Origin of the sequence: Nocardia suismassiliense, from assembly GCF_900269665.1 — a bacterium.
GTDB lineage: Bacteria > Actinomycetota > Actinomycetes > Mycobacteriales > Mycobacteriaceae > Nocardia > Nocardia suismassiliense.
Genome location: NZ_LT985361.1, coordinates 6817647 through 6841668, shown reverse-complemented (window position 1 = coordinate 6841668; position 24022 = coordinate 6817647). Strand labels below are relative to the sequence as shown.

Sequence of the window (24022 nt, the reverse complement as noted above, 5' to 3'; positions counted from 1 at the left end):
AACCAGTGACTGAAACCGCGCTCGCCCTGATCGAGCTCGGAGCGATTCTCTTTGCCCTCGGCACGTTCGGGCGGTTGGCAGGTCGCTTCGGGATGTCCCCCATTCCGCTCTATCTGATCGGCGGCCTCGCGTTCGGCGAAGGTGGCTTCATCTCGCTCAGCGCCGCCAACGAATTCGGCCATATCGCAGGCGAGATCGGCGTGGTGCTGCTCTTGCTGCTGCTCGGCCTGGAGTACACCGCACCCGAATTGATGACGGGTCTGCGCCGGTCCTGGGCGGCCGGCCTGGTCGATATCGTGGCGAACGCGACGCCAGGTGTGATCGTCGCGCTGCTGCTCGGCTGGGGCGCGGTCGGTGCGATCACCATGGGTGGCGTCACCTACATCTCGTCCTCGGGCATCGTCGCGAAGGTGCTCAACGATCTCGGGCGCCTCGGTAACCGCGAGACGCCGGTGATCCTGTCGATCCTGGTGTTCGAGGATCTGGCGATGGCGGTCTACCTGCCCATCCTCACCACCATCCTGGCCGGGCTGAGCTTCGCCAGCGGCGCCAAATCGCTCGCCATCGCGCTCACCGCGATCACCGTCGTGCTGGTGGTCGCGATGCGCTACGGCCGATACGTGTCGGCCATCGTGGACAGCTCGGACAACGAGGTGTTCCTGCTGAAGCTGCTCGGCGCGGCGCTGCTGGTGGCCGGTGTCGCCTCGGCGCTCAACGTGTCCGCGGCGGTCGGGGCGTTCCTGCTCGGCATCGCCATCTCCGGCTCGACCGCGCACGAGGCCGCGAAACTACTGGAACCCCTGCGGGATCTGTTCGCGGCGATCTTCTTCGTAGCCTTCGGGCTGACGACCGATCCACGCGCCATCCCGCCGGTGCTCGGCTGGGCGGTGGCCCTGGCGGTGGTCACCATGCTGACCAAGATGGCCACCGGCTGGTGGGCGGCGAGCAGGCAGGGTATTCGCCCGATGGGCCGGGCGCGGACCGGCGCGGCGTTGGTCGCGCGCGGCGAATTCTCCATCGTCATCGCGGGATTGGCGGTGACCATGGGCGGGGTCGACGGTCAGCTGGCGGCGCTCGCCTCGGCCTACGTGCTGCTGATGGCGGTGCTCGGACCGATCGCCGCGCGGGTCGTCGAGCCGGTTGTCGGGTTCGTGCAGCGCCGGGTACGGCCGGATCCCGTCACTCCGTAACGGACGCCGCGGGTTCCTGTTTCGCCGCGCTGCGTTTCTCGAACCAGCGGCCGAGCACGGTGGCGATCCCGCCGACGACGAGGCCGATCGCGCACGCGCACAGGTGGCCGTAGTCGGTGAAGGTCGGGCCGATCCATAACGCGGCGACGAGTATCGCGATGAGCGTGCCCGCCCAGAGCAGCCGGACCAGCCCGCGGAAGCGGAAGGCCATCGCGGCCAGCACCGCCGAAAAGCCGTAGCTGGTGCCGACATCCGCGGCGACGGCCACCTTGAGCGGGATGACGCCGCGATCGATGGCATGCGAGATACCGGTGACGGTGAGCAGCGTCGCGCCGATGTGCCCGGTGGCGAACAGCACGATCCAGCGGGTGGTGCCGAGCCAGCGTTCCGCGTAGGCCATCACGATCAGGAAGCCGGCCAGGGTGCTCCACGGGAAGCCGCCGTCGGTCCAGAACGCCGAGGCGACCAGCACCTGCACCGGGTTGTGCCGCATGTTGTAGAGGTTGGTCGACGCGGAGAAGATCAACCGGCGCTCGACCGAGTCGCCGACGCCGCGCAACGTCCACCAGGTGACGAAGACGGTGAAGGCGTAGGCGGTGCTGGCCGGGGCCGCGCCGAGATGCTCGCGGATCGCGGGCAGCACCCGGTGCGCCAGGCCGGGACGGCGCAGCCAGTCGCGTGCGATGCGTGCTTCGGTCCGCAGATCGATGGTCTGTGTCCAGGGTGATCGAAACCGGACCGGGGCGGAGGCAACCACCCGCCAAGTGTGCCGTGCCCGGCGGGGTGCGGCCGTGCGACCCGCCCGGGGTGTGCGCGGTGTCACCGGCGGCGACACCGCGTCCGTAACGTCGTTTCACACCCGGGCAACAATCGCTCCCAAGAATTGGTCCACCGACCAAACGGTATGTGGACGAGGAGTGCGTAGCGCCTATGACGATCGAGGACGCGAAGGTGACCGGCAGCGCCGGCGCGGAGTATCTGGCCAAGCGCACATTGCGCACGGGTTCGGCCGGTTGGGTGCTGCTCGCCGGGCTCGGCGTGAGCTACGTGATCTCCGGTGACTACGCGGGCTGGAACAGCGGCATCGCCGAGGGCGGCTTCGGCGGACTGCTCATCGCGACCGTCCTGATCGCGGGCATGTACCTGGCGATGGTGCTCGGCATGGCCGAGCTGTCGGCGGCCTTGCCCGCGGCGGGCGGCGGCTACACCTTCGCCCGGCGGGCGCTCGGGCCGTGGGGCGGATTCGCCACCGGCACAGCGGTATTGCTCGAATACGCGATCGCGCCCGCGGCCATCGCCACGTTCATCGGCGGTTATGTCGAGTCGCTGAACCTGTTCGGGATCACCGACGGCTGGTGGGTGTATCTGGCGGTGTACGCGCTGTTCATCGGGGTGCACCTGACCGGGGCGGGGGAGGCGCTCAAGGCGATGTTCGTGATCACCGCCATCGCGCTGGTCGGGCTCGCGGTGTTCGCGGTGTCGGCGTGGGGTCTGTTCGAAGCGGGCAACCTGACCGATATCCCGGCGGACCCGAATGCTGTCGGGAGCTCGTCGTTCCTGCCGTTCGGGGTGTTCGGGATCTGGGCGGCGGTGCCGTTCGCCATCTGGTTCTTCCTGGCCGTCGAGGGTGTGCCGCTGGCCGCCGAGGAGGCGCGGGAGCCGGAGAAGAACGTGCCGAAGGGCATCATCAGCGCGATGCTCGTGCTGATCGTCACCGGTGCCGCGGTGTTGTTCCTGGCGACCGGAGCGCTTGGCGCGCAAGCGATTTCGACGTCCGGCAATCCGCTGGTCGAGGCGCTCGGCGACAGCGGCGCCGCGAAACTGGTGAACTACATCGGCCTGGCCGGGCTGGTGGCCAGCTTCTTCTCCATCGTCTACGCCTACTCCCGGCAGACGTTCGCGCTGTCGCGGGCGGGTTACCTGCCGACGAGCCTGTCGGTGACCAATGCGCGCAAGGCGCCGGTGCTGGCGCTGATCGTGCCCGGCGTCGTCGGTTTCGCGCTGTCGCTGACCGGCAAGGGCGCGATGCTGCTGAACATGGCCGTGTTCGGCGCCGCGCTCAGCTACGTGCTGATGATGGTGAGCCACATCGTGCTCCGGGTCCGCGAACCGAACATGCCGCGCCCGTACCGGACGCCCGGTGGCGTGGCGACTACCGCCTTCGCGCTCGTGATCGCCTGTGCCGCAGTGATTGCCACCTTCCTGGTCGATCCGGTGGCCGCGACCTGGACGCTCGTCGCGTTCTGCGCCTTCATGGCCTACTTCGGCCTGTACAGCAGGCATCGGCTGGTGGCCCACTCGCCGGACGAGGAATTCGCGTTGCTGGCCAAGGCGGAGGGAGAGCTCGAATGACCCGCTACACACAGCATCTCGGCGGAAGCAGCTATACCTTCGACGGTCTGGTCGAGTTACTCGCCAAGGCGACCCCATTGCGCAGTGGTGACGAACTGGCGGGCTGCGCGGCGGGTTCGGATGCCGAGCGGGCCGCCGCCCAGTGGGCGCTCGCGGAGGTGCCGCTGACCAGATTCCTGGACGAGCCGGTGGTGCCGTACGAGACCGACGAGGTCACCCGGTTGATCATCGATACCCACGATCGTGTTGCCTTCCAACCGATTTCGCACCTCAGTGTGGGCGGGATGCGGGACTGGCTGCTCGCCGTCGCGGCAGGCGCGGGTGCCGCGGCGACGCTGCGTGCGGTGGCGCCGGGCCTCACCCCGGAGATGGTGGCCGCCGTCAGCAAGATCATGCGTAATCAGGATCTGATCGCGGTCGCGCGCGCCGTAGAGGTCACCGCCGGTTTCCGGACCACCGTCGGGCTGCCCGGTACGCTGGCCACCCGGTTACAGCCCAACCATCCCACCGACGACCCGCGCGGTATCGCCGCCGCCACGCTGGACGGGCTGCTGCTCGGCTGCGGGGACGCGGTGATCGGGATCAACCCGGCCACCGACTCGCCGCAGGCGACGGCCGAGCTGCTGCATCTGCTCGACGAGGTGCGGGTGCGTTTCGACATCCCCACCCAGTCTTGCGTGCTCTCGCACGTGACCACGACCATCGGCCTGATCGAGGCGGGCGCGCCGGTCGATCTGGTCTTCCAGTCGATCGCGGGCACCGAGGGCGCCAATGCCGGTTTCGGCGTGAACATTTCGCTGCTGCGCGAGGGCAATGAGGCGGGCAGGTCGCTGCGCCGCGGCACCGTCGGAGACAACGTCATGTACCTGGAAACGGGGCAGGGCTCGGCGCTGTCGGCGGGGGCGCACCTCGGCACCGGTGGCAAGCCCGTCGACCAGCAGACCCTGGAGGCGCGCGCCTACGCGGTGGCCCGCGACCTGGACCCGCTGCTGGTCAACACCGTCGTCGGTTTCATCGGCCCGGAATACCTCTACGACGGCAAACAGATCATCCGCGCCGGACTGGAAGACCACTTCTGCGGCAAGCTGCTCGGCCTCCCTATGGGCGTCGACGTCTGCTACACCAACCACGCCGAAGCCGACCAGGACGACATGGACACCCTGCTCACGCTGCTGGGCGCGGCGGGCTGCGCCTTCGTCATCGCCGTCCCCGGCGCCGACGCCGTCATGCTCGGCTACCAAAGCCTCAGCTTCCACGACGCGCTGTACGCCCGCCGCGTCCTGAACCTGCGCCCCGCACCGGAATTCGAGTCCTGGTTGTCCGGGCTCGGCATGATCGATGCGGCAGGTCGGGTGCTCCCGGTGGAGCCGCTCGCCTCGCCCCTGCGTGCGTTGGCGGGTGCGTGATGAAACGACGGGATGTGCGGGTCAGGCTGGAAGTCGTTGCGCCGCTGGAAGAGGGCGAATCTGATTCGGCGGCACGGCCGAAAAGTGATTCGGCGCAACAGTTCTGGACTGACCTCCGGCGCAGCACCCAGTCCAGAATCGGCTTGGGTCGTACCGGTGACGCGTTGCCCACCACGCGGGTACTGGAATTCCGTGCTGCGCACGCGGCGGCACGGGACGCGGTGCACCTGCCGTTGGATGTGGGCGGGCTGGGGGAGCGGGTCGCCGCGCTCGGGGTGGGCGAACCCGTGCATGTGCGCAGCCGCGCGAGTGATCGTGCGGAGTACCTACGCAGACCGGACCTCGGCCGGCTACCTGCCGAATCCGCTGACCCCGCAAGCGGTTCCGCGCTGTCCGTCATCCCGCACAGCGGTGCCGAGATCGGGTTCGTGCTGGCGGATGGCCTTTCCCCGCGGGCACTCACCGACCACGGCCCCGCGACGCTGGCCGCGCTGATCGAGGAACTCGCACCGCCCTACTCGATCGCCCCGCCGGTCATCGCGACCCAAGCACGGGTCGCGCTCGGCGACCACATCGCCGACGCGATGGGTGTGGCGACGGTCGTGGTGCTGATCGGCGAGCGCCCCGGCCTCTCGGTAGCCGACAGCCTCGGCATCTACCTCACCCACCTACCCCGCCCGGGCCGCACCGACGCCGACCGCAACTGCGTCTCCAACATCCACCCACCGGAGGGTCTCGGCTACACCCAGGCGGCAAAGGTGGTGGCGGGCTTGATCTCCGGCGCCCGCCGCCTCGGCCGCTCGGGCATCGACCTCAAGGACACCTCGCGCGCCGCCGCGCTCGCCGACGGCGAGGTGGTCTCGATCGAGAACGCGAACTAGAGCTACGTCGCGTTCGTCACGCTGGGTTCGGCGGTCTCCGATGCTTCGCTATCGCGTGACTTCCCCTGCGGCACTGTGAATGTGGCGACAACGGTGACGATCGCGATCGCGAAGCAGGCGATCGTGTACCAGAGGTTGCCGAGGGGATCGCCGTTGGCGGTGACGCCGTCGACTGCGTCGAAATAGTCGGGCAGGGCGGTGATCCAGAGCACCGCCATCACGCCCAGATATATCAGCGCATACGCCTGGACCAGCCTATTTCGGTACCCCGGCGGCGTCGACGCACCGGAACGCAGCGCGGACCACTGCCGGACCAGCAGCACCGTAGCCACCACGGACAGTACGAAAAGCTCTGCCGCGTAGAGGAACCCGCGGACCGCGTCACTCCCCATGCCGAACACCGTCGCGGGCAGCGGCAGCACGAATGTGCCGACCGAGGCGAGCAACCCGATCACCACGGTGCGCCCCACCAATTGCGGTCCGCTGAACTGTTTGCCCGCCTCGACCTGGCGGCCGACGAAGAACTGCACACACCACGCCAGCGACATCGGCCACAGCGCCGCGAAGACGACCACGCTCGGCAGCGGTACCGCATCGAACATCGGCTGGTTGAGCGGATTGTCCACCGACCATTCCCACCAGCGCAGCTGCGGGCCGATGTGATCGAAGATCTCGTAGAAGGCGTGGTGCACGAAGCCCACGCAGGCGGCGCCGAGGAACACCCCGTAGCGCCGGAAAACGCCGAGCATCCGCACGATTTCGAACGCCAGCGTGGCCATCAGCGGATAGATCGCGATGATGTAGAGGGGCAACCGCCCCCACAGGAAGTCCACCGTGAATACGTTGTGCGCGAACATCGTGTCGACCTGCTCGGCGATGCCGAACGCCGAGGGGAAGTACAGCGGCGGCTCGATGACGAACAGATAGGCGGTCGCACCGAACCACAGCACCAGGTTGGTGGGATCACCATGCCTGCGCAGCCGGACGATCGCATAGATCAGTGCCAGCACCGACCCGAGCACGATGGTCAGCTCGAGCACCGGCAACGTCCAGTTCTCCAGCGCGGCAGGGTTACGGAACTCGACGAGCCCGCCGCTCTCGGCGCACGAGAAGCCGAGCCGCGTAGCGAGTTCGGAGAAGGTGGGCGGGCACAGGTCGGCCATCAGTTCGCCTCCGCCGAAGCCAGCTTGCTCGGCCGCGCCTCGGCGGTGTACCAGCGGGTGCAGTCGTAGCCTGCGTCGTAGCGCTCGAACCAGCGACCGGCCAGCTCCGGCAACTTCTCGTGCGCCGGATCATGATTCGGCAGTTGGCTGCGGACCACACCGGCGAGCGCCGTGAGCTGTGCCCGGCGCGGCAGCCCGTCGAACGCGCGCGGCATCGGCCCCTTGGTCAGGTACGGCGCGAAATAGACCAGCGCCTTCTGCTTGACACGATGCCTGGCGAACATCGACAGCGAATCGACCTGCCGGTCCGCGAGCGGGACGTGCTGGTTGAACCCGGCACACGCGATTCGGATCACCTTCAGCACGTGCGCGAAGATCGACGGCGCCATCCGCATCCGGTAAAGCTCGTCGCCCACAACGGCATTGAAGAGAATCATCGCCGAGCTGCGGTGCTCGACCTCCTCCACGAAGTGCCAGATGAACAACGACGCGACCCGGTCGTCGCCCGGCCGGAACAGCGTGTCCTCGTTGTCGAGCATCAGCTTGAACACCGGCGTGAAGGTGGCCTCCAGATCGGCGGTGTACGCGAGGCGGTACTCGCGCGAGGTGGCCTCGGTGAGCAGGTCGAACTCGCCGATCACCGCGTCCAGGGTGTTCTGCAACCCGGGATACCGCCTGATCAACCCCTTGACGTGCTGGCGATGGGCGGTCGAATGGTGACCCTCCTGGCGCATGAACGCGATGGCCTCCGCCGCCACCTCTGGATCGGTGAAGGTCGGCTTCAACTGCATGATCAGCTTGACGATCATCTTCTCGAAGCCGATGGCCAGGAACGAGACCGCGTTGGACATGCTCGACCACGCCGGATTCTGCGGGTTCCACAGGAATGGGACGTCGGCGTCCTCGAAACCGAAGTCCATCTTTCTGGGTTGCAAGTGGGTCACAGCGCGTACCTCGCCTCGGGGAAATAGTCGATCAGATGTCGCGCTCGGCCAGCACGATGAGACAATCATACAAAGACTTGTCAATATGTATGATCACTTACCGGGATTCGCCAACGGTCCAGGCCCGAGCCCTGTGATAACGTCCGCCCGGTGGCGCGTAGACGCGGATGGGGCGGCAGTCCGCCGGCGAATGACGAAGAGGCCCACCGTCGCATCGTCGCCGCTGCGGTCGACCTGATCGGCACCACCGGCGCCGCGATCAGCATCGCCGACGTGGCCGAAGCCCTCGGCGTCATCCGGCAGACCGTGTATCGGTACTTTCCCAGCGCCGAAGCGCTGATGACCGCCGCGGCGATCGCCTCGGTCGACGGGTTCCTGGACCGGCTGACCGCGCACGTCGCGGGCCTGGACGATCCCGTCGAAGCGATGACCGAGGCGGTGATCTACACGCTCGTCGAGGTGCGTCGCACGCCGCATCTGGGGATTCTGCTGTCGAACCCCTACTCCAACCTCGACCCCGACAGCCTCACCTCCGAGCAGGCCAAAGCCTTTGGCATGTCGATGATCCGGCGCTTCGACGTCGACTGGGAACGGCACGGTTACGACGACGCGGCCCTACTGGAACTGGTCGAATTCGTGCTGCGCACCATGCACTCGTTCTTCCTGTCCCCGGGCAACCCGCCCCGCACCGAGCAGCAACTGCGCGCCTACCTCCATCGCTGGATGGGGACCGCGATCAGCGCGCAGAGCGAGCACGCGCGGCACCGCTGACCGGCCGCGCGCGGTACTGCCCGAACTCGCCGCGTCGGGCAGAAACGACAATGGGCCGCCGAGCGAAAAGCTCAGCGGCCCAATGGTCGATCGAAAATCAGTCGAGGTAGTCGCGCAAAACCTGCGAGCGGCTCGGGTGGCGCAGCTTGCTCATGGTCTTGGACTCGATCTGCCGGATGCGTTCGCGGGTGACCCCGTACACCTGGCCGATCTCGTCGAGGGTGCGCGGCTGGCCGTCGGTGAGGCCGAAGCGCAGCCGGACCACGCCCGCCTCGCGCTCGGACAGCGTCTCCAGCACCGACTGCAACTGATCCTGCAGCAGCGTGAAGCTCACCGCGTCCACGGCGACAACGGCTTCGGAGTCCTCGATGAAGTCACCGAGCTGGCTGTCGCCCTCGTCGCCGATGGTCTGGTCCAGCGAGATGGGCTCACGCGCGTACTGCTGGATCTCCAGCACCTTCTCCGGCGTGATGTCCATTTCCTTGGCCAGCTCCTCCGGGGTGGGCTCACGGCCCAGGTCCTGGAGCAGCTCGCGCTGGATGCGGCCGAGCTTGTTGATGACCTCGACCATGTGCACCGGGATACGGATGGTGCGGGCCTGGTCGGCCATCGCGCGGGTGATGGCCTGCCGGATCCACCAGGTGGCGTACGTGGAGAACTTGTAGCCCTTGGTGTAGTCGAACTTCTCGACGGCACGGATCAGACCCAGGTTGCCCTCCTGGATCAGATCGAGGAACGCCATGCCGCGGCCGGTGTAGCGCTTGGCCAGCGAGACGACCAGTCGCAGGTTGGCCTCGAGCAGATGGTTCTTGGCACGGTTACCGTCGCGGACGATCCAGGTGTAGTCGCGACGCATCGCGACCGGCAGCTTCTCGCCCTGCTCGGTGAACTCGCGCACCTTCTCCGCCGCGTAGAGGCCGGCCTCGATGCGCTTGGCGAGTTCGACCTCCTCTTCGGCGTTGAGGAGCGCGACCTTGCCGATCTGCTTGAGGTAGGCACGCACCGAGTCGGCCGAAGCGGTGAGCTCGGCGTCCTTGCGGGCCTGCCGTAGCGCCTCGGATTCCTCTTCGTCCCAGACGAAGTCGCCCGAGGCCTTGTCGGCGGCGGTCGGCTCGACCTCCTCCTCGGCGACTTCGGCGACTTCCTCGACGACCAGGTCCTCGGTCTCTTCGGTGAGATCGTCCTCGGAGACCTCGAGATCGCCGAGGTCTCCGATCTCGACCTCGTCCTCGATCGCCTCGTCGGCAATGGGCTCGCCGTCGGCGCCGACCTTCTTGGGGCCTGCCTTCTTGGCGGCCCCCTTGGTCGCCTTGGCGGGCGCCTTCTTCGCAGGCGCCTTCTTGGCTGCGGCCTTCTTGGCCGGAGCCTTCTTCGCGGCAGCCGCCTTACGAACCGGCCGGGCTTCGGTTACATCTGCGGAATCGGCCTCGGCCGAATCGGCGGTCTGACGGGTATTCGTGGCTACCACGTACGCCCTTTCGTGACGGTCTCGTGCGGCGTCACGCCAGAGTGGTCTTCCGGCGGAGCGGTCTGTCGGGTTTCACCGGCGAAGAGCCGGTCGGGTTTCACCGGCTTACCGCCGGGGCACGTTCCATTGTAACGATCTAACCAGGGTACCTTCGGCACGATGCCGCCATCGGCGCGGGCGCGTTATTCGCATTGTCGCACGATTCCCCCGCTCCGGCAGCCGGGCCGCGCGCCACTACGGCGCGATTCCGGCGTCGATCGCCATCGCCGCGCCGACGATGCCCGCGGTGTTCTTCAGATGCGCCGGAATCACCTGGGTTCGGTTGGTGAGCAACGGAATCCAGAGATCGGCGTCGCGGCTGATACCGCCGCCCGCGACGAATACTTTCGGCCAGAACAGGTTTTCCAGGCCGATCAGCACCGTGCTCACCTCGGCGGCCCACTGCTCGAAGGTCAACCCGTCGCGATCCTTGATCGAGGCGGCGGCGCGGTGCTCGGTCTCCATGCCGCCGATCTCGAGATGGCCGAGTTCGCTGTTGGCCACCAGGGTGCCCTGGTACAGCAGGGCCGAGCCGATGCCGGTGCCGAAGGTCAGCAACAGCACCAGGCCGTCGAAATCCTTTGCCGCGCCGTAGCGGTCCTCGGCCAGCCCGGCCGCGTCCGCGTCGTTGAGCACGGTGACCTCGCGGCCGTCCAGCGCCTTGGCGAACAGCGAGCGCGCGTCGGTGCCCACCCACGTCTTATCGATGTTGGCCGCGGTGCGCGCGACACCGTCGAGCACCACCGAGGGCAGCGTGATGCCGACCGGGCCGTCCCAATCGGCTTGCGCGACCAGCTTTGCCACCGCCTCGGCGACGGCCTGCGGGGTGGACGGCTGCGGTGTCGCGATCTTGATCCGGTCGTGCACCAGTTCGCCGGTGGCCAGATCGACCGCGCCGCCCTTGACGCCGCTGCCGCCGATATCGATGCCGAATGCGTGCCCCCGAGCGGACATGGCTAACCCCTCGTTCCTGTGCTGGCCGGTGTGGAGCACAACACCGCAGCACATGGCTTCACCCCGGTGTCGCGAGCGCGCTGCGGTGGTGTGCCCGACGACGGCGTTGTGTCGTGCACGACAAGAGTAATGCGCGATCGATGCTGCGCGTTCCCGAGGATCTGTGATCCGATGGAGGGCGTGCCGGAAACCTCATCGCCAGTGTCCGACTACACCTCCGAGATCATCGTCGCCCGCGGCGACGAGGCCGAACTGCGCAGAGTCGCGGTCGACCTCGCCGAAACCGCCGCGGCGCACGTCCGCGCCCGCCGCCCCGAGGTCTTCGGGCAGGCCGGCCCCGCCGAGGGTGCGGTGCAGGCCAAGGGCCACCCGACCGATCCGGTGACCATCGTGGACACCGAGACCGAAGAACTGATCCGCAGCCTGCTCGCCGAGCAACGCCCCGGCGACCCCATCCTCGGCGAGGAGGGCGGCGGCAGTCTCGCCGACTCGGCCGCCGACCTCGTGCACTGGGTCGTCGACCCGATCGACGGCACGGTCAACTTCCTGTACGGCATACCCGGCTACGCCGTGTCGGTGGCCGCGATGCGCGGCGGCAGGCCGGTAGCGGGCGCCGTGGTGGACGTGGCCAGGCGCGCCACCTACAGCGCCGGGCTCGGCCTCGGTGCGATCCGGGTCGACGCCGAGGGCGCGGTGGAACACCTGCGCTGCACGCCGGTCGAGACCGTGTCGATGTCGTTGGTGGCCACCGGTTTCGCCTACGGCAAACACCGCCGGGCCAGGCAGGCCCAGCTGATCGCCGAGATCCTGCCGCAGGTGCGTGACATTCGTCGCTTCGGCGCCGCCGCGCTCGACCTCTGCCACGTCGCCGCGGGCCGGGTGGACGCGTACTTCGAGCACGGCCTCAACGCCTGGGACTGGGGCGCGGGCGCGCTGATCGCCGCCGAGGCGGGCGCCCAGCTCACCCTGCCCCCCGCCACCGCCCCGGGCGAGGCGGGCGACCTGGTGGTCGCCGCCGCCCCGGGCATCGCAGATGAGTTGGCCGCGCTACTCGAGCGAGTAGGCGCGACCGAGCCGATCCCGGACCACTAGCAGCGGGCTTGCCTTGCGGCGTCGAGGAGTTCGATGTCGATCGAGGGTGCGCCGCCGGGGGCGGGGTTCTTCAACGATCGCAGCACCTCCTCGGCGTCGTTGCTGGGCCGGATGTCGCGGAACAGCGAGCCGAGCACCATGTCGACCGTGTCGTCGGTGCGCTGATCCTCGATCAGCTCGGCGCACGGCACCACCAGCTGCACCGACGCGGCGGCCGGGCGGCCGCTCACGCCGAACCGGATCTGGCCGGTGCATTCGAGGTCGCCGTTGACGTAGACCGTGTCGTTGCCGAACTGCGTGCCCGGCGCGCTGGCGAACCCGAGGTCACCGAACTGCGCCGCGACGTGCGCGGCCTGGCCACGCTGGTTGTTCGCGTTGAGCACGCGCACCTTGCTCGCCGCCAGCGGCGCGGGGTCCACATCTTGTAGCCGGCCCGCGCCGACGCGCTGGCCGAGCGTCGCGGGTTGGGCGCCCGGCTCGGTGGCCGGGCTCGGCGAGTTGCAGGCCATCGCGCTGCTGTCCTGCTCGGTCGTCGTCAACGCCTTGACCCACACAATCGTGCAGATCAGCGTGACGATGCCGAGCATGATCAGCCAGGGCTGCGGGCGCCGTCGGGGGAAGGGCCTGCCCTGGGAATCCACGGGGCGGCCTTCGGTGATCAGTGAAACCACCAGCACACTCTACGAAAAGGTCACGCCGCCGCTGCACAAGGTCTCGGCGAGTTCGACGGATGGTGTCGATTACCCGTCGGTTTCGAATCGTCTGTGTTTTGATTGCGACTTTTGCGCTGGGGTCCGCTATTGTCTGGCGGCCCAGATCGAATCGCCGGTGGTGAAATTGGTGGTCGGTCGCGGGAACAAGTAGGGCGTGTCCTGCGTTTACCGAGCGCTATCCGGAGTGGATCAGCTCGATCCGACCTGATGGGTGACCGGTGTACGTGTGACGTGCACCACCGGCGGGGCGATGCGAGTCACGGCGGTTCCAGCGGGAATCGGTGTGGACTGGCCGGTCCGGGATATACGAAGTAAGGACGAGGGGAAGACGACATGGCAACCGACTATGACGCACCGAGGCGTACCGAAACCGACGATGTGTCGGAAGATTCGCTGGAGGAGCTGAAGGCTCGTCGTAACGAGGCACAGTCCGCCGTCGTGGATATCGACGAATCCGATACCGCGGAGTCGTTCGAGCTTCCCGGCGCGGACCTGTCCGAGGAAGTGCTGAGCGTTCGGGTGATCCCGAAGCAGGCCGACGAGTTCACCTGTTCCAGCTGCTTCCTCGTGCACCACCGAAGCAGGCTGGCCAGCGAGAAGGGTGGTCAGCTGATCTGCATGGACTGCGCTGCTTGAGCTAGTTCATGGTGATCAGCCCGCGCTGGGCAGGCCCAGCGCGGCCAGGACCTGTTCGGGTCGACGCGTACTGACCAGCCAGTACGGCGTCGGATCATCCGGGTCGTCGAGCACAAGCAACACCATCGGCCCGATCCACGGCCGATGTTGCACATAGGCGGCGGGGTCGAGCTGGCGACCCAGCGCCGCGCTCTTCGCCGTGCGGGCGACGACGGCCGCGCGGGCGACGAAATTCACCGGCAGGTGGGCGCGGTCGGCGCGTAGTTCCAGCGTGCCCGACGCGTCCGGCGCGACCTCCACGCGGTGGCGGCTCAGCCACAGCAGCACCCAGACCGGGATCGGGAACAGCAGCACATAGGGCAGCCAGGCCCGCAATCCTGGTGCGCCCATGTGGATTTCGGCGGCCAGCAGGCCCGTGATGGCGAAGGCCACCGGCCACCACCACAGCGGCACCCAGAGGCGCTCGCGGTACGGCTGCGGGCTCTGCTGTTTTTCGTCCATCGTCACTGGATTGGGCTGGTCCGACACGAGTCAACACTAATTCACGGTGGTTACCGCCGAACGCGTAGGCTCGACCAACGTGACCGCCCTTTCACCGATACCTATGCTGCGGCTGGATCCCGGCATCCCCATGCCTGTGCGCGCCCACGACGGCGACGCGGGTGTGGACCTGTGCACCACCGAAGACGTCATCCTGGAACCGGGGGAGCGGGTGCTGGTCGGCACCGGCATCGCGGTGGCGCTACCGGTCGGCACGGTCGGCCTGATCCACCCGCGCTCGGGCCTGGCGGCCAAAACCGGGCTGTCGGTGGTGAACACCCCCGGCACGGTCGACGCCGGCTACCGGGGCGAGATCAAGGTGTGCCTGATCAATCACGACCTGCGCACGCCCATCGAGTTGCGCCGGGGCGACCGGATCGCGCAGCTGCTGGTGCAGCGCGTGGAATTGGTCGATTTCCTGGAGGTCGACTCGCTGGACGAGACCACCCGCGGGGCGGGCGGTCACGGCTCCAGCGGCGGTCACGCGAGTTTGACCAGCGCGAGCCAGGCCACCGTGAAGGAGGCGTAATGGGACTGTTCGGAAAGAAGAAGAGATCGTCCGACGACGACCGGTATCCGGCCGACGACTACGACGAGGACGACTTCGCCTACGACGAAGACGAGTACGACACCGACGAACACCCGGTGGTCACCGGGGGTTACCAGGGCGCGGGCGCCGAGGGTTCGGGGCCGTACGACTACAGCGACGTGGCGGATCTGCTGGAAAAGGTCACCGACCAGCGACTCGACCTCGGCTCGGTGATCCTGCCGGTGCCGCAGGGCGGTCAGTTGCAGGTCGAGATGACCCCCGACGGCACGCCGCAGGCGGTGCACCTGGCCACCGAGCACGGCAGGCTCACCGTTGCCGCGTACGCGGCGCCGAAGTCGGCGGGACAGTGGCGCACTGTGGCCGCCGACCTCGCCGATTCGCTGCGCAACGACGGCGCGCGGGTCGCGGTGGAGACCGGCCCGTGGGGTCGTGAGCTGCTCGCCGTCACCGAGGGTGCGGACCTGCGGTTCATCGGGGTCGATGGGCCACGCTGGATGGTCCGGCTGGTCGCGGCGGGCCCGTCGGGCGCGTCGAACGACGGCAGTCCGCTGGTCGCGGCGGCCCGGGCGATCCTGCGCGAGACCGTGATCCGGCGCGGCGACGACCCGTTGCCGGTGCGCGAGCCACTACCGGTGGTGCTGCCGCAGGAACTGGCCGAACAGCTGGCCGCGGCGCACCAGGCGCAGATCGACGCCCAACAACAGCAGGCGGCGGCGCAGGCCGCGGCGGGCCCGCAGGCGGCCGTGCCGCCGCGCATGCCGGAGGGACCGCGCCGTGGCGCGGACGGTTCGGCCATGCAGCAGCTCGGGTTGAACTAGCTCGACTGCGCGTCGACAGCTGACTGCCCGGCGCGCTGCCTGGCTAACTGCGCGCCAGCGCGGCAAATCCCGTGTGCCCCAGGATCGCCGGGTCCGCGCCGAGGTCGGCGAGCGTGATCCGGTGGATCGCGGAGCGCGGGATGAGCGCTGCCCATTCCTCGGCGATCGCGAACGGATGCACCGGATCGTCGATCGCTGTGACCACCGCGACCGGCACGTCGAGGGTGCCGAGCCGCTCGGTGCCCGGCCACTTGTAGTCGGCCGCTTCCTCCAGTGCCGCAGGCAGATTCGGCCACTGCGCGCGCCACGACCGGGTCAGCGCGTCGGCCAGCCAGCGCGGACTGCTCGCCCGCATCCGCTCGACCACCGCGTCCAAGCCGTCGGCGCGCAACTGCGCGGCGGTCGCCCCCGCACTCAACGTCGCGGGGCAGGCGGCGGTGTCCGGCCCGGTCCACGCGGGCAGCGCCGCCACCACCCCGACGACCTGGTCCGGATGCTCGGCCGCCCACTCGATCGCGACCGCGGCGCCCAACGAGATTCCCGCCACAGCAATCGGTCCCGCCGCGGCCGCCGCATCGAGCGCCGCGCGATAACTCGCGACCACACCCATCGGATCGGGCTCGACGGCGACCACGGCTAGACGGCGCGCTTCGCAGGCGGGCTCGAAGGCACGACGGGCGAAATCGGCGTCGGATCCGGTGCCGGGCAGTGCCACGACGACGTGGGCGGCCGACACGGAGTGTGGGGAGTCGAACACCGGTCCGAGCGTAGCGGGGGTGCCCCGGTGCATCTACAGTGGCGGGTGTACGTCCACAGCCGGTCGTGCTGAGAATCCACGATGGTGTGCGATCCACACTGTCTGCTCTATGCAGGAGAGCGTGCGAAATGTCATCCGCTGCCTCAGGGTATTTTCGACGTCTGGGCCGCAGACTGACCGAGGATCTCGACCAGTTGGACGCCGAGGAGCTTGCCGAGAAATCGGAAGCCTCAGGAGCGTGCCGCGCATCGGAGTGTCGCCGCGGCGACGAGGCCACGATGCTCGGTAGGCTGCGCAGTGTCGAAGCGTGTCCGAAGTCCGCGGGCGCTGCGGTGCAAGCGGAATTCTTCGACGGAACCGACGCCATCACCCTGGTGTGGATCGGGCGTCGGCGCATCCCCGGTATCGAACCGGGCCGGCGTATCTTGGTTCGCGGCCGCGTCGGCGATCGAGACGGCCGCAAGGTGATCTACAACCCCTACTACGAACTGCGCGGGAACAGCTGACGTATGCCATCGAGCAACGACAACGCCCCCACGGGCGAACCGACCCCCACGACCGAACAGATCGAGCCCGCAGCGGCTCTCGACCCTGAAGAGGTCGCCGCGGAGCAGACGTTGCTCGAGCAGTTGGGCGGTTTCAGCGGCCTGATCTCCTCGACCGTTCCCGTTGTCGTGTTCGTCCCCGTGAACAGTTTCGCCGGGCTGACCGCGGCGATCTGGGCCGCCCTCGGGGTGGCCGCGCTCATCCTGGTCTGGCGCCTGTTCCGGCGCAGCCCCATCCAGCCCGCCATCTCCGGCTTCCTCGGCGTCGGGATCTGCGCGTTCATCGCTTACCGGATGGGGGAGGCCAAGGGCTTCTTCCTGTTCGGCATCTACACCAGCCTGGTCTACGCGGGCGTGTTCCTGGTGTCGATGCTGGTGCGCTGGCCGCTGGTCGGCGTGATCTGGGGCGTGCTGAACGGCCACGGCACCGACTGGCGCGCCGATCAGCGTGTGCAGCGCCTCTACTACTTCGCGACCGCCGCCTGGATGGTGGTCTTCGGCGCCCGCTACCTGGTGCAGTCGCAGCTCTACGACACCGACCGCACCGGCTGGCTCGCGTTCGCGCGCATCGCGATGGGCTGGCCGCTGACTGCGGTCGCGCTCGCGGTGACGGTGTGGGCGGTGCGCCGCGCGGGTCACCTGCCCACCAAGACCGCGCCCGCGGTCTGACGCGTAAAGCGTTAACCCTGCGGATCTTTCCCGCGAAAACCATCAGGGGTGGGGTAAATCCCCCGCCGAGGTGGGGGGTTACCCACCCTGGGGTGTCTGGCTGGTGGTCCGAGTTCGTCAGACGATCGTTGTGTACGAAAAACAGCGCACGATCGTAGGAAAGGACTCGGACGTGGCTACCGAGCACAACACCGCAGCATTGTCGAAGAACCGCACGCCGGCCCTGTCGGAGAGTCGCCGGGTGGCAGCCGAACTGGATGCGTTGATCGGCGCCGCGGCGGCCGGTGACCGCGCCGCCATCACCGAGATCGTCCGGGTCGTCCATCCGCTGGTGCGCCGGTATTGCGGTGCCCGCCTTGGTAATACGGCCCACCTGCAAGTCACCGCCGACGATGTGGTGCAGGAGATCCTGATCGCCACGGTGAACGCGATCCCGCGCTACCGGGATCAGGGCAAGTCGTTCCTCGCCTTCGTCTACGGCATCGCGGCGAACAAGGTCGCCGACGCGTTCCGCCGCTCCCAGCAGCACCCCACCTACCCGATGGCCGAGATGCCGGACACGCCGTCGAACGAGGCCGGGCCCGAGGAATGGGCGCTGGCGTCCGAACGGCGCGCGGCCACCAAGGAACTCATGAAGATCCTGGCCCCGGCGCACCGCGAGGTGCTGGTCATGCGCATCGTGCTCGGCTGGTCGGCGGCGCAGACCGCCGAGGCGATCGGCACCAGCCCCGGCGTGGTCCGGGTGATGCAGCATCGCGCGCTGAACAAACTGCGTGCGGAACTGAAGGCCGCCTGACCGTCGAAGCGGCCGTGCATCAGCCCTGTCGGGGAGTCAAGGCTTGATGCCGTGGTTGGCCAGTTCGACGCGCAGGTCCTCTTCGGCCTCCACCGAGGTCACGAACAGCAGTTCGTCGTCGCCCTCGAACGGATCGTCGGGCTGCGGCACGATCACCCGGCCGCCGCGCAGAATCGTCACCAGGGCGGCGTCGCGCGGCAGGGTGAGCGTGCGCACCGGCTTGCCGGCGAGCGCGGTATCGCCGGGCAGGGTGATCTCAACCAGGTTGGCCTGACCCTGCCGCAACGTCATCAGGCGCACCAGATCGCCGACGGTGACCGCCTCTTCGACCAGCGAGGCGAGCAGGCGCGGTGTGGACACCGCGACATCGACACCCCACGACTCGTCGAAGAGCCACTCGTTGCGCGGATCGTTCACCCGCGCGACCACCCGGCGCACGCCGAACTCGGTCTTGGCGAGCAGGCTGTGCACCAGATTGGCTTTGTCGTCACCGGTGGCCGCGATGACCACCTCATACGTTTCCAGTCCCGCGTCCTCGAGCAACGCGAGCTCGCAGGCGTCCGCGTGCACCCAGACGGCGTCCGGGATCGCTTCCGGCTCGATGTGGTCGAGCTGACGCTCCAGCAGCATGACGTTGTGTCCACCGCGCAGGAGTTCCCTGGCGATGGATCGGCCGACGGCGCCCGCTCCGGCGATGGCCACTTTCATGTTCAGTCCTCGCTCACGGGGGGCTTGCCTGCCAACGCGATGGCCTCACCCACGGACCCGGAGGTCGCGGCGACATAGACGACGTCGTCGGCCTGCACGATGGTCTTGCTGTCGGGCAGCAGGCCCTGACCGAATCGCAGGATGAACGCGACCCGCACCCGGACGTCGCGTTCCAGATTGCGCACGGTCCGGCCATACCAGTCCTCGTGCAGCGTCAGCTGCGTCACAGCTACCGTGCCGGTGGGTTCGCGCCAGGTGGTGGTGCTGCTGTCCCCGATGAGGGTGCGCAGGAAGCGGTCGGTGGTCCACGGCACCGTCGCGATGGTCGGGATGCCGAGCCGCTCGTAGACCGCGGCCCGCTTCGCATCGTAGATCCGGGCGACCACCCGCTCGATGCCGAACATCTCGCGCGCCACCCGCGCGGAGATGATGTTGGAGTTGTCGCCGGAGGAGACCGCGGCGAACGCGTCGGCCCGCTCGATTCCGGCCCGCACCAACACATCTCGATCGAAACCTACGCCGGTCACCCGCTCGCCGGTGAAGTCCTGGCCGAGGCGCAGGAAGGCGGCGGGGTCCCGGTCGATCACGGTGACCTCATGGCCGACCCGGACCAGGGCGCGGGCCAGCGCCGACCCGACGCGCCCACATCCCATGATCACTACGTACACCCGTGCAACCTCGTTCCTGGAACCAAGCGTTCGGTCTGCTTCTTGTTCGGTCGAACGGTACCCGCCGAATCATTCCAACGGCCACGTTCCCCCTTCGCCTCGCGCCCAAACCTGCGAGCCACGCGCGCGAGCACCCATCGAGGGGCCTATGCTCGCTCCAGTGTCCAAGTTGACGACGGCAGCGAAACGAATGCTGCTGGGCAGGCCTTTCCGTAGTGATTCGCTTGGCCATACCCTGCTGCCGAAGCGCATCGCTCTCCCGGTGTTCGCCTCCGACGCCATGTCCTCGGTCGCCTACGCGCCGGAAGAAATCTTCCTCGTGCTCTCCGCCGCGGGCATCTCCGCCTATATATACGCGCCGTGGGTCGGTTTGGCCGTCGCGTTCGTCATGGCGGTGGTCGTAGCAAGCTATCGGCAAAACGTGCACGCCTACCCGTCCGGTGGGGGTGACTATGAGGTTGCGACGACGAACCTCGGGCCCAATGCCGGACTGACGGTCGGTAGCGCGCTGCTGGTCGACTACGTGCTCACGGTGGCCGTCTCGATCTCCTCGGCCGCGTCCAACATCGGCTCGGCGATCCCGTTCGTCGCCACGCACAAGGTGTTGTTCGCCGTGGTCGCGATCGCCGTGCTCACCGCGATCAACCTGCGCGGCGTCCGCGAGTCCGGCACGGCCTTCGCCATTCCTACCTACGCGTTCATCGTCGGCATGTTCGTCATGCTCGGCTGGGGTCTGATCCGCATCTTCGTGCTCGGCGAGGATCTACAGGCGGAATCGTCCGGATTCGGGCTGAAGGCGGAGGACGAGCATCTGTATGGCCTCGCCTTCGCCTTTTTGATCGCCCGCTCGTTCTCCTCCGGCTGTGCCGCGCTGACCGGTGTCGAGGCGATCAGCAACGGTGTGCCCGCGTTCCGTAAACCGAAGTCGCGCAACGCCGCCACCACGTTGCTGATGCTGGGCACCTTCGCGATCGTATTGCTGATGGGCATCATCATCCTCGCTCAGAAGATCGGGATCGTGTACGCGCACGACACCGACGATCTGATCGGCGCGCCCCCCGGCTACCACCAGAAGACGCTGATCGCGCAGCTCGCCGAGACGGTGTTCCACGGGTTCCCGATCGGGTTCTTCTTCATCACGACGGTGACCGCGCTGATCCTCGTGCTCGCCGCCAATACCGCCTTCAATGGCTTCCCGGTGCTGGGGTCGATTCTGGCGCAGGATCGCTACCTGCCCCGGCAGCTGCACACTCGCGGCGATCGGCTGGCCTTCAGTAACGGCATCCTGTTCCTGTCGGGTGCCGCGATCGCGTTCGTCGTGCTGTTCGGCGCCGAGGTCTCGAAGCTGATCCAGCTGTATATCGTCGGCGTGTTCGTCTCGTTCGTGCTGAGCCAGACCGGCATGCTGCGGCACTGGACCCGATTGTTGCGCACAGAAACCGATCCGGCACAGCGGTCGCGGATGAAGCGGTCCAGGGTGATCAACGCGGTCGGCCTCAGCGCGACCGGCACCGTGCTGATCATCGTGCTCATCACCAAGTTCTTCGCTGGCGCCTACATCGCCATCTGCACCATGGTGGCGATCTTCATCGTGATGAAAATGATTCGCAAGCACTACGATTCGGTGTCGCGCGAGCTGGAGGAGCAGGAGTGGGACGGCGTGCTGCCCAGCCGCTCACACTCGATCGTGCTGGTGTCCAAGCTGCACCTGCCGACGCGGCGCGCGCTGGCCTATGCTCGCGCCACCCGGCCGGACACGCTGGAAGCGATCACCGTGAACGTCGACGAGGCGGACACCAGGGCGCTCGTGCGCGAATGGGAGAAGAGCGACGTCACCGTGCCGCTCAAGGTGATCGAGTCGCCCTACCGCGAAATCACCAAGCCCGTGCTCGACTACGTCAAGCGGGTGCGCAAGGATTCGCCGCGCGACGTCGTGACCGTGTTCATCCCCGAGTACGTGGTGGGGCACTGGTGGGAACAGATCCTGCACAACCAGAGTGCGTTGCGCCTCAAGGGCCGTTTGCTTTTCGAGCCCGGAGTGATGGTGACCAGCGTGCCGTGGCAGTTGACCTCGTCGACGCGGGCGCGGACGCCGGGCATGGTGAACGCGCCCGGTGCGGTGCGCCGCGGTTACGACGACCGCACATGAGAGTTGCCTGTCGGGAAACGAGTGCAGACGAGGCGTGGGCATGACTGATTGGCGCGACACGACTTTCGAGGTCCGGCTCGGACCGCCCGGACACGGTGGGTTCTGTGTGGGCAGGCATGAAGGCCGGGTGGTGTTCGTTCGGCACGGGTTGCCGGGTGAGCTGGTGCGGGTGCGCGTCACCGAGGATCGTGGTGGGTCGTTCTGCCGTGCCGATGCGGTGGAGATCCTCGAACCGTCACCGGACCGCGTTCCCGCCACCTGCCCCGTCTCCGGGCCGGGTGGTGCGGGGTGCTGCGATTTCTCCTATGCGACTCCGAAAGCTCAACGGGCGCTTAAGGCTTCGGTGGTTGCTGAACAGCTGCGCAGGCTTGCGGGGATCGAGCGGGAGGTTGTTGTCGAACCGATCGCCGGCGCCGGTGACACCACCGGTGGGTGGCGTACCCGGATCCGGTTGGCCGTTGATGCCGAGGGGCGAGCCGGGGTTCATGGATACCGCAGCACCGAGGTGATCACGGATCTGCGCTGCCCGCAGCCGGTTTCGGGGGCGCTCGACGGTGTGGCGGATCGATTGTGGACGCCCGGTGCGGATTTGGTGATCGCCGTGGATGGTGACGGGGTGCGGCACATTATCGAGTTGGCGCCTGCGGTCGAGGGGGAGCGGCGGTCGCGCTCCGGTGAATGGCAGCGGGCCGAGCCGGGTGAGGAACGCCGTGGGCGCGGTCGCGACCGCCGGGGTCGCACCGAACGAGGTGATCGTGCCGAGCGCGGTGATCGCCGGCGGCCCGGGGCCGAACCCGGTAACTCGCGCGGGGACGACGAGCGTGGGCGGAAGTCGCACAACCCGGGCGGGCGCGAGGACCGGGCCGATGCCGGGCGTGGTGCTGAGGCGCGAGGTGGAGTCGAGCGGGACAACCGTCGCCGCCCAAGCGGCAAGCCGGGTAGCGACGATGTGCCGGGTGTCACCGGCCGCGGCCATCGCCGCCGACCGGGTGAGATCGGCGGCGTCTGGAGCGCGGGTGATGCGCGGCGCGGGAGTCGGCCGGATTCCGGCGGTGGGAGCCACGACGATGTGTCGAGCGGCCGTAATACCGCTGACGGCAACCATCGCGAAGGTTTAGATCGGCACGGCAATGATGATCGCGTCGGCGGTGGACGCGGTAAGTCGCGTGATGCGGCGGGCGGTCGTGATGATGCTGGGCCGCACGGTCGCGCGGCGTCGCGTGGCGCCGATGAACGTGGCGCGGAGCGGTACGACGCGGACGGGCGGCTGGAGACACCGCAGGCCGGGGAGCGGCGCAGTGCGTCGGCTCGGCGGGCGGCTACCCATGCGTCGCGCGAGGAGTGGTTGATCTCCGGTACCGGGCGAGCGGTCGAGTATGTGGCGGAGCGCCGGTGGGAGGTCTCGGCGACAGGCTTCTGGCAGGCGCATCACGGTGCGGCACAGTGCTATTCGGATCTCGTCGCCGAGTGGTCCGGTTTGCGTCCCGGCGGCTTGGCCTGGGACTTGTACAGTGGCGCCGGTGTTTTCGCCGCCCGACTGGCCGCACAGGTAGGCCAGACCGGCGCGGTCCTCGCGGTCGAATCATCTCGCCCCGCAGTCGCCGACGGCACCGCCGCACTACGCGACCTGCCCTGGGTCGACCTGCACGCCCAACGGGTAGAACGCTGGGTCGCCGAACGCGTCGATGGCGCATCCCCCGACGTCATCGTCCTAGACCCCCCACGAGCAGGCGCAGGCAAAGACGTCATCACCGCCATCACCACCACCGGCCCCCTCCGAATCGTCCACATAGGCTGCGACCCAGCCGCTTTCGCCCGAGACCTAGGCCTCTACCAAGCCGCCGGCTACCACCTCACCAACCTCCGAGCCTTCGACGCCTTCCCCGGCACCCACCACGTAGAATGCATCGCCCTCCTGGAGCGCCCAGCTTCCCAGTGATGCTGCGGTCAGCCCTCGCGCGACATGGTGGCGGAAACGAATAGTCCCGCCAACATGTCCCGCTCGGCACGGAATGTTCGCTGCCTCGGGACGTGGTGGCGCGGAAGTGCGAGTGGGGTCGCCGTCATGTCCCGCACGGGACAAGATGTTTGCTCCCTTGGGACGTGGTGGCGGGGGAGGGCGAGTGGGGCCGCCGTCATGTCCCGATTGGGTCGGTCTGTCGTCGGGATGGGTCGGCGTGCGGGGCGTAGTGGCGGCGGGGAGGTGCGAGTGA

25 protein-coding genes are annotated in these 24022 nt (G+C 68.1%); 15 read left to right on the top strand and 10 right to left on the bottom strand.

The window, feature by feature from the left end; genetic code table 11:
* Window positions 1-5: 5 nt before the first annotated feature.
* The gene (locus DBO33_RS30400) at window positions 6-1190 is read left to right on the top strand and encodes a cation:proton antiporter (RefSeq protein ID WP_107658124.1); all 1185 of its coding nucleotides are present in this window, start codon (window positions 6-8) and stop codon (window positions 1188-1190) included.
* Here the strand turns inward: DBO33_RS30400 and DBO33_RS30395 are convergent.
* Window positions 1180-1947 (bottom strand): rhomboid-like protein, encoded by a 768-nt coding sequence (locus DBO33_RS30395; RefSeq protein ID WP_234391128.1) that lies wholly within the window; start codon window positions 1945-1947, stop codon window positions 1180-1182. The two genes, DBO33_RS30400 and DBO33_RS30395, sit on opposite strands and share 11 nt — an antisense overlap.
* A 173-nt stretch (window positions 1948-2120) precedes the next feature.
* Between DBO33_RS30395 and eat the strand changes: the two genes are divergently transcribed.
* Genes eat through eutC form a run of 3 tightly spaced genes read left to right on the top strand, consistent with a single transcriptional unit; the run spans window position 2121 to window position 5829 of the window.
* Window positions 2121-3542, top strand: coding sequence for an ethanolamine permease (eat, locus tag DBO33_RS30390; RefSeq protein WP_107658123.1), 1422 nt, complete (start codon window positions 2121-2123; stop codon window positions 3540-3542).
* On the top strand, window positions 3539-4948 hold the full coding sequence (locus DBO33_RS30385; protein ID WP_107658122.1) for an ethanolamine ammonia-lyase subunit EutB: 1410 nt from the start codon (window positions 3539-3541) through the stop codon (window positions 4946-4948). The genes eat and DBO33_RS30385 overlap by 4 nt, the downstream gene beginning before the upstream one ends.
* Window positions 4948-5829 carry an ethanolamine ammonia-lyase subunit EutC gene (gene eutC / locus DBO33_RS30380; protein ID WP_107658121.1) on the top strand — a complete coding sequence of 294 codons (882 nt, stop codon included), beginning with the start codon at window positions 4948-4950 and terminating at the stop codon, window positions 5827-5829. Before DBO33_RS30385 ends, eutC begins: the two co-directional genes overlap by 1 nt.
* A 2-nt stretch (window positions 5830-5831) precedes the next feature.
* Here eutC and DBO33_RS30375 read toward each other — a convergent pair whose 3' ends face one another.
* Both DBO33_RS30375 and DBO33_RS30370 read right to left on the bottom strand, forming a co-directional pair.
* Complete coding sequence (locus DBO33_RS30375) at window positions 5832-6992, bottom strand: DUF7802 domain-containing protein (protein ID WP_107658120.1); 1161 nt, start codon at window positions 6990-6992, stop codon at window positions 5832-5834.
* Complete coding sequence (locus DBO33_RS30370; protein ID WP_107658119.1) at window positions 6992-7936, bottom strand: metal-dependent hydrolase; 945 nt, start codon at window positions 7934-7936, stop codon at window positions 6992-6994. The genes DBO33_RS30375 and DBO33_RS30370 overlap by 1 nt, the downstream gene beginning before the upstream one ends.
* Before the next feature lie 150 nt (window positions 7937-8086).
* Here DBO33_RS30370 and DBO33_RS30365 point away from each other — a divergent pair, with 150 nt between their 5' ends.
* A complete protein-coding gene (locus DBO33_RS30365) occupies window positions 8087-8707 on the top strand; it encodes a TetR/AcrR family transcriptional regulator (RefSeq protein WP_107658118.1) in 621 nt (206 codons plus the stop codon).
* 97 nt (window positions 8708-8804) lie between these two features.
* Here the strand turns inward: DBO33_RS30365 and DBO33_RS30360 are convergent, their stop codons facing one another.
* Both DBO33_RS30360 and ppgK read right to left on the bottom strand, forming a co-directional pair.
* Window positions 8805-10175 carry an RNA polymerase sigma factor gene (locus DBO33_RS30360; protein ID WP_107658117.1) on the bottom strand — a complete coding sequence of 457 codons (1371 nt, stop codon included), beginning with the start codon at window positions 10173-10175 and terminating at the stop codon, window positions 8805-8807.
* A gap of 234 nt (window positions 10176-10409) precedes the next feature.
* Window positions 10410-11168 (bottom strand): polyphosphate--glucose phosphotransferase, encoded by a 759-nt coding sequence (ppgK, locus tag DBO33_RS30355; RefSeq protein ID WP_107658116.1) that lies wholly within the window; start codon window positions 11166-11168, stop codon window positions 10410-10412.
* A 171-nt stretch (window positions 11169-11339) separates the two neighbouring features.
* Here ppgK and DBO33_RS30350 point away from each other — a divergent pair, with 171 nt between their 5' ends.
* A complete protein-coding gene (locus tag DBO33_RS30350; protein WP_407670550.1) occupies window positions 11340-12260 on the top strand; it encodes an inositol monophosphatase family protein in 921 nt (306 codons plus the stop codon).
* Here DBO33_RS30350 and cei read toward each other — a convergent pair.
* Window positions 12257-12931, bottom strand: coding sequence for an envelope integrity protein Cei (cei, locus tag DBO33_RS30345; protein ID WP_107660712.1), 675 nt, complete (start codon window positions 12929-12931; stop codon window positions 12257-12259). The two genes, DBO33_RS30350 and cei, sit on opposite strands and share 4 nt — an antisense overlap.
* Between cei and DBO33_RS43135 the strand changes: the two genes are divergently transcribed.
* On the top strand, window positions 12915-13124 hold the full coding sequence (locus DBO33_RS43135; RefSeq protein ID WP_147135809.1) for a hypothetical protein: 210 nt from the start codon (window positions 12915-12917) through the stop codon (window positions 13122-13124). The two genes, cei and DBO33_RS43135, sit on opposite strands and share 17 nt — an antisense overlap.
* A 182-nt stretch (window positions 13125-13306) precedes the next feature.
* Window positions 13307-13609: a DUF4193 domain-containing protein gene (locus DBO33_RS30340; RefSeq protein WP_107658115.1), complete on the top strand. Its 303-nt coding sequence runs from the start codon at window positions 13307-13309 to the stop codon at window positions 13607-13609.
* Between the two features lie 15 nt (window positions 13610-13624).
* Here the strand turns inward: DBO33_RS30340 and DBO33_RS30335 are convergent, their stop codons facing one another.
* The gene (locus DBO33_RS30335) at window positions 13625-14110 is read right to left on the bottom strand and encodes a DUF3093 domain-containing protein (protein ID WP_107658114.1); all 486 of its coding nucleotides are present in this window, start codon (window positions 14108-14110) and stop codon (window positions 13625-13627) included.
* A gap of 103 nt (window positions 14111-14213) precedes the next feature.
* On the opposite strand from DBO33_RS30335, the gene dut reads away from it, so the two are divergent.
* Both dut and DBO33_RS30325 read left to right on the top strand, forming a co-directional pair.
* Complete coding sequence (gene dut, locus DBO33_RS30330; protein ID WP_107658113.1) at window positions 14214-14678, top strand: dUTP diphosphatase; 465 nt, start codon at window positions 14214-14216, stop codon at window positions 14676-14678.
* A gap of 5 nt (window positions 14679-14683) precedes the next feature.
* Complete coding sequence (locus tag DBO33_RS30325) at window positions 14684-15517, top strand: DUF3710 domain-containing protein (protein ID WP_407670638.1); 834 nt, start codon at window positions 14684-14686, stop codon at window positions 15515-15517.
* 43 nt (window positions 15518-15560) lie between these two features.
* Here the strand turns inward: DBO33_RS30325 and DBO33_RS30320 are convergent, their stop codons facing one another.
* Window positions 15561-16274 carry an alpha/beta fold hydrolase gene (locus DBO33_RS30320; RefSeq protein WP_234391126.1) on the bottom strand — a complete coding sequence of 238 codons (714 nt, stop codon included), beginning with the start codon at window positions 16272-16274 and terminating at the stop codon, window positions 15561-15563.
* Window positions 16275-16402: 128 nt separating this feature from the next.
* Between DBO33_RS30320 and DBO33_RS30315 the strand changes: the two genes are divergently transcribed.
* From DBO33_RS30315 to DBO33_RS30305, 3 genes are all read left to right on the top strand, one after another.
* Window positions 16403-16780, top strand: coding sequence for an OB-fold nucleic acid binding domain-containing protein (locus DBO33_RS30315; protein WP_107658110.1), 378 nt, complete (start codon window positions 16403-16405; stop codon window positions 16778-16780).
* A gap of 3 nt (window positions 16781-16783) precedes the next feature.
* Window positions 16784-17488 carry a DUF3159 domain-containing protein gene (locus DBO33_RS30310; RefSeq protein ID WP_107658109.1) on the top strand — a complete coding sequence of 235 codons (705 nt, stop codon included), beginning with the start codon at window positions 16784-16786 and terminating at the stop codon, window positions 17486-17488.
* A 172-nt stretch (window positions 17489-17660) separates the two neighbouring features.
* Window positions 17661-18284: a sigma-70 family RNA polymerase sigma factor gene (locus DBO33_RS30305; protein WP_199856802.1), complete on the top strand. Its 624-nt coding sequence runs from the start codon at window positions 17661-17663 to the stop codon at window positions 18282-18284.
* Window positions 18285-18320: 36 nt separating this feature from the next.
* On the opposite strand, the gene DBO33_RS30300 is transcribed toward DBO33_RS30305, so the two are convergent.
* Together DBO33_RS30300 and DBO33_RS30295 are read right to left on the bottom strand one after the other, a co-directional pair.
* Window positions 18321-18992: a potassium channel family protein gene (locus DBO33_RS30300; RefSeq protein ID WP_107658108.1), complete on the bottom strand. Its 672-nt coding sequence runs from the start codon at window positions 18990-18992 to the stop codon at window positions 18321-18323.
* Between the two features lie 2 nt (window positions 18993-18994).
* Complete coding sequence (locus DBO33_RS30295) at window positions 18995-19660, bottom strand: potassium channel family protein (RefSeq protein ID WP_107658107.1); 666 nt, start codon at window positions 19658-19660, stop codon at window positions 18995-18997.
* A 160-nt stretch (window positions 19661-19820) separates the two neighbouring features.
* Here DBO33_RS30295 and DBO33_RS30290 point away from each other — a divergent pair, with 160 nt between their 5' ends.
* Window positions 19821-21809 (top strand): APC family permease, encoded by a 1989-nt coding sequence (locus DBO33_RS30290; protein WP_107658106.1) that lies wholly within the window; start codon window positions 19821-19823, stop codon window positions 21807-21809.
* A 40-nt stretch (window positions 21810-21849) separates the two neighbouring features.
* Window positions 21850-23748, top strand: a complete 1899-nt coding sequence (locus tag DBO33_RS30280; RefSeq protein WP_407670549.1) for a TRAM domain-containing protein — start codon at window positions 21850-21852, stop codon at window positions 23746-23748.
* The last annotated feature ends 274 nt before the right edge of the window (window positions 23749-24022 follow it).

What these genes read in the sequence shown, in the direction of transcription:
- DBO33_RS30385 (WP_107658122.1), top strand. Translation starts at nt 3,539, where the DNA reads ATGACCCGCTACACACAGCATCTCGGCGGAAGCAGCTATACCTTCGAC.
- DBO33_RS30350 (WP_407670550.1), top strand. Translation starts at nt 11,340, where the DNA reads ATGGAGGGCGTGCCGGAAACCTCATCGCCAGTGTCCGACTACACCTCC.
- DBO33_RS30375 (WP_107658120.1), bottom strand. Translation starts at nt 6,992, where the DNA reads ATGGCCGACCTGTGCCCGCCCACCTTCTCCGAACTCGCTACGCGGCTC.
- DBO33_RS30300 (WP_107658108.1), bottom strand. Translation starts at nt 18,992, where the DNA reads ATGAAAGTGGCCATCGCCGGAGCGGGCGCCGTCGGCCGATCCATCGCC.
- dut (WP_107658113.1), top strand. Translation starts at nt 14,214, where the DNA reads ATGCTGCGGCTGGATCCCGGCATCCCCATGCCTGTGCGCGCCCACGAC.
- DBO33_RS30340 (WP_107658115.1), top strand. Translation starts at nt 13,307, where the DNA reads ATGGCAACCGACTATGACGCACCGAGGCGTACCGAAACCGACGATGTG.
- eutC (WP_107658121.1), top strand. Translation starts at nt 4,948, where the DNA reads ATGAAACGACGGGATGTGCGGGTCAGGCTGGAAGTCGTTGCGCCGCTG.
- DBO33_RS30280 (WP_407670549.1), top strand. Translation starts at nt 21,850, where the DNA reads ATGACTGATTGGCGCGACACGACTTTCGAGGTCCGGCTCGGACCGCCC.
- DBO33_RS30315 (WP_107658110.1), top strand. Translation starts at nt 16,403, where the DNA reads ATGTCATCCGCTGCCTCAGGGTATTTTCGACGTCTGGGCCGCAGACTG.
- ppgK (WP_107658116.1), bottom strand. Translation starts at nt 11,168, where the DNA reads ATGTCCGCTCGGGGGCACGCATTCGGCATCGATATCGGCGGCAGCGGC.
- DBO33_RS30310 (WP_107658109.1), top strand. Translation starts at nt 16,784, where the DNA reads ATGCCATCGAGCAACGACAACGCCCCCACGGGCGAACCGACCCCCACG.
- eat (WP_107658123.1), top strand. Translation starts at nt 2,121, where the DNA reads ATGACGATCGAGGACGCGAAGGTGACCGGCAGCGCCGGCGCGGAGTAT.
- DBO33_RS30335 (WP_107658114.1), bottom strand. Translation starts at nt 14,110, where the DNA reads ATGGACGAAAAACAGCAGAGCCCGCAGCCGTACCGCGAGCGCCTCTGG.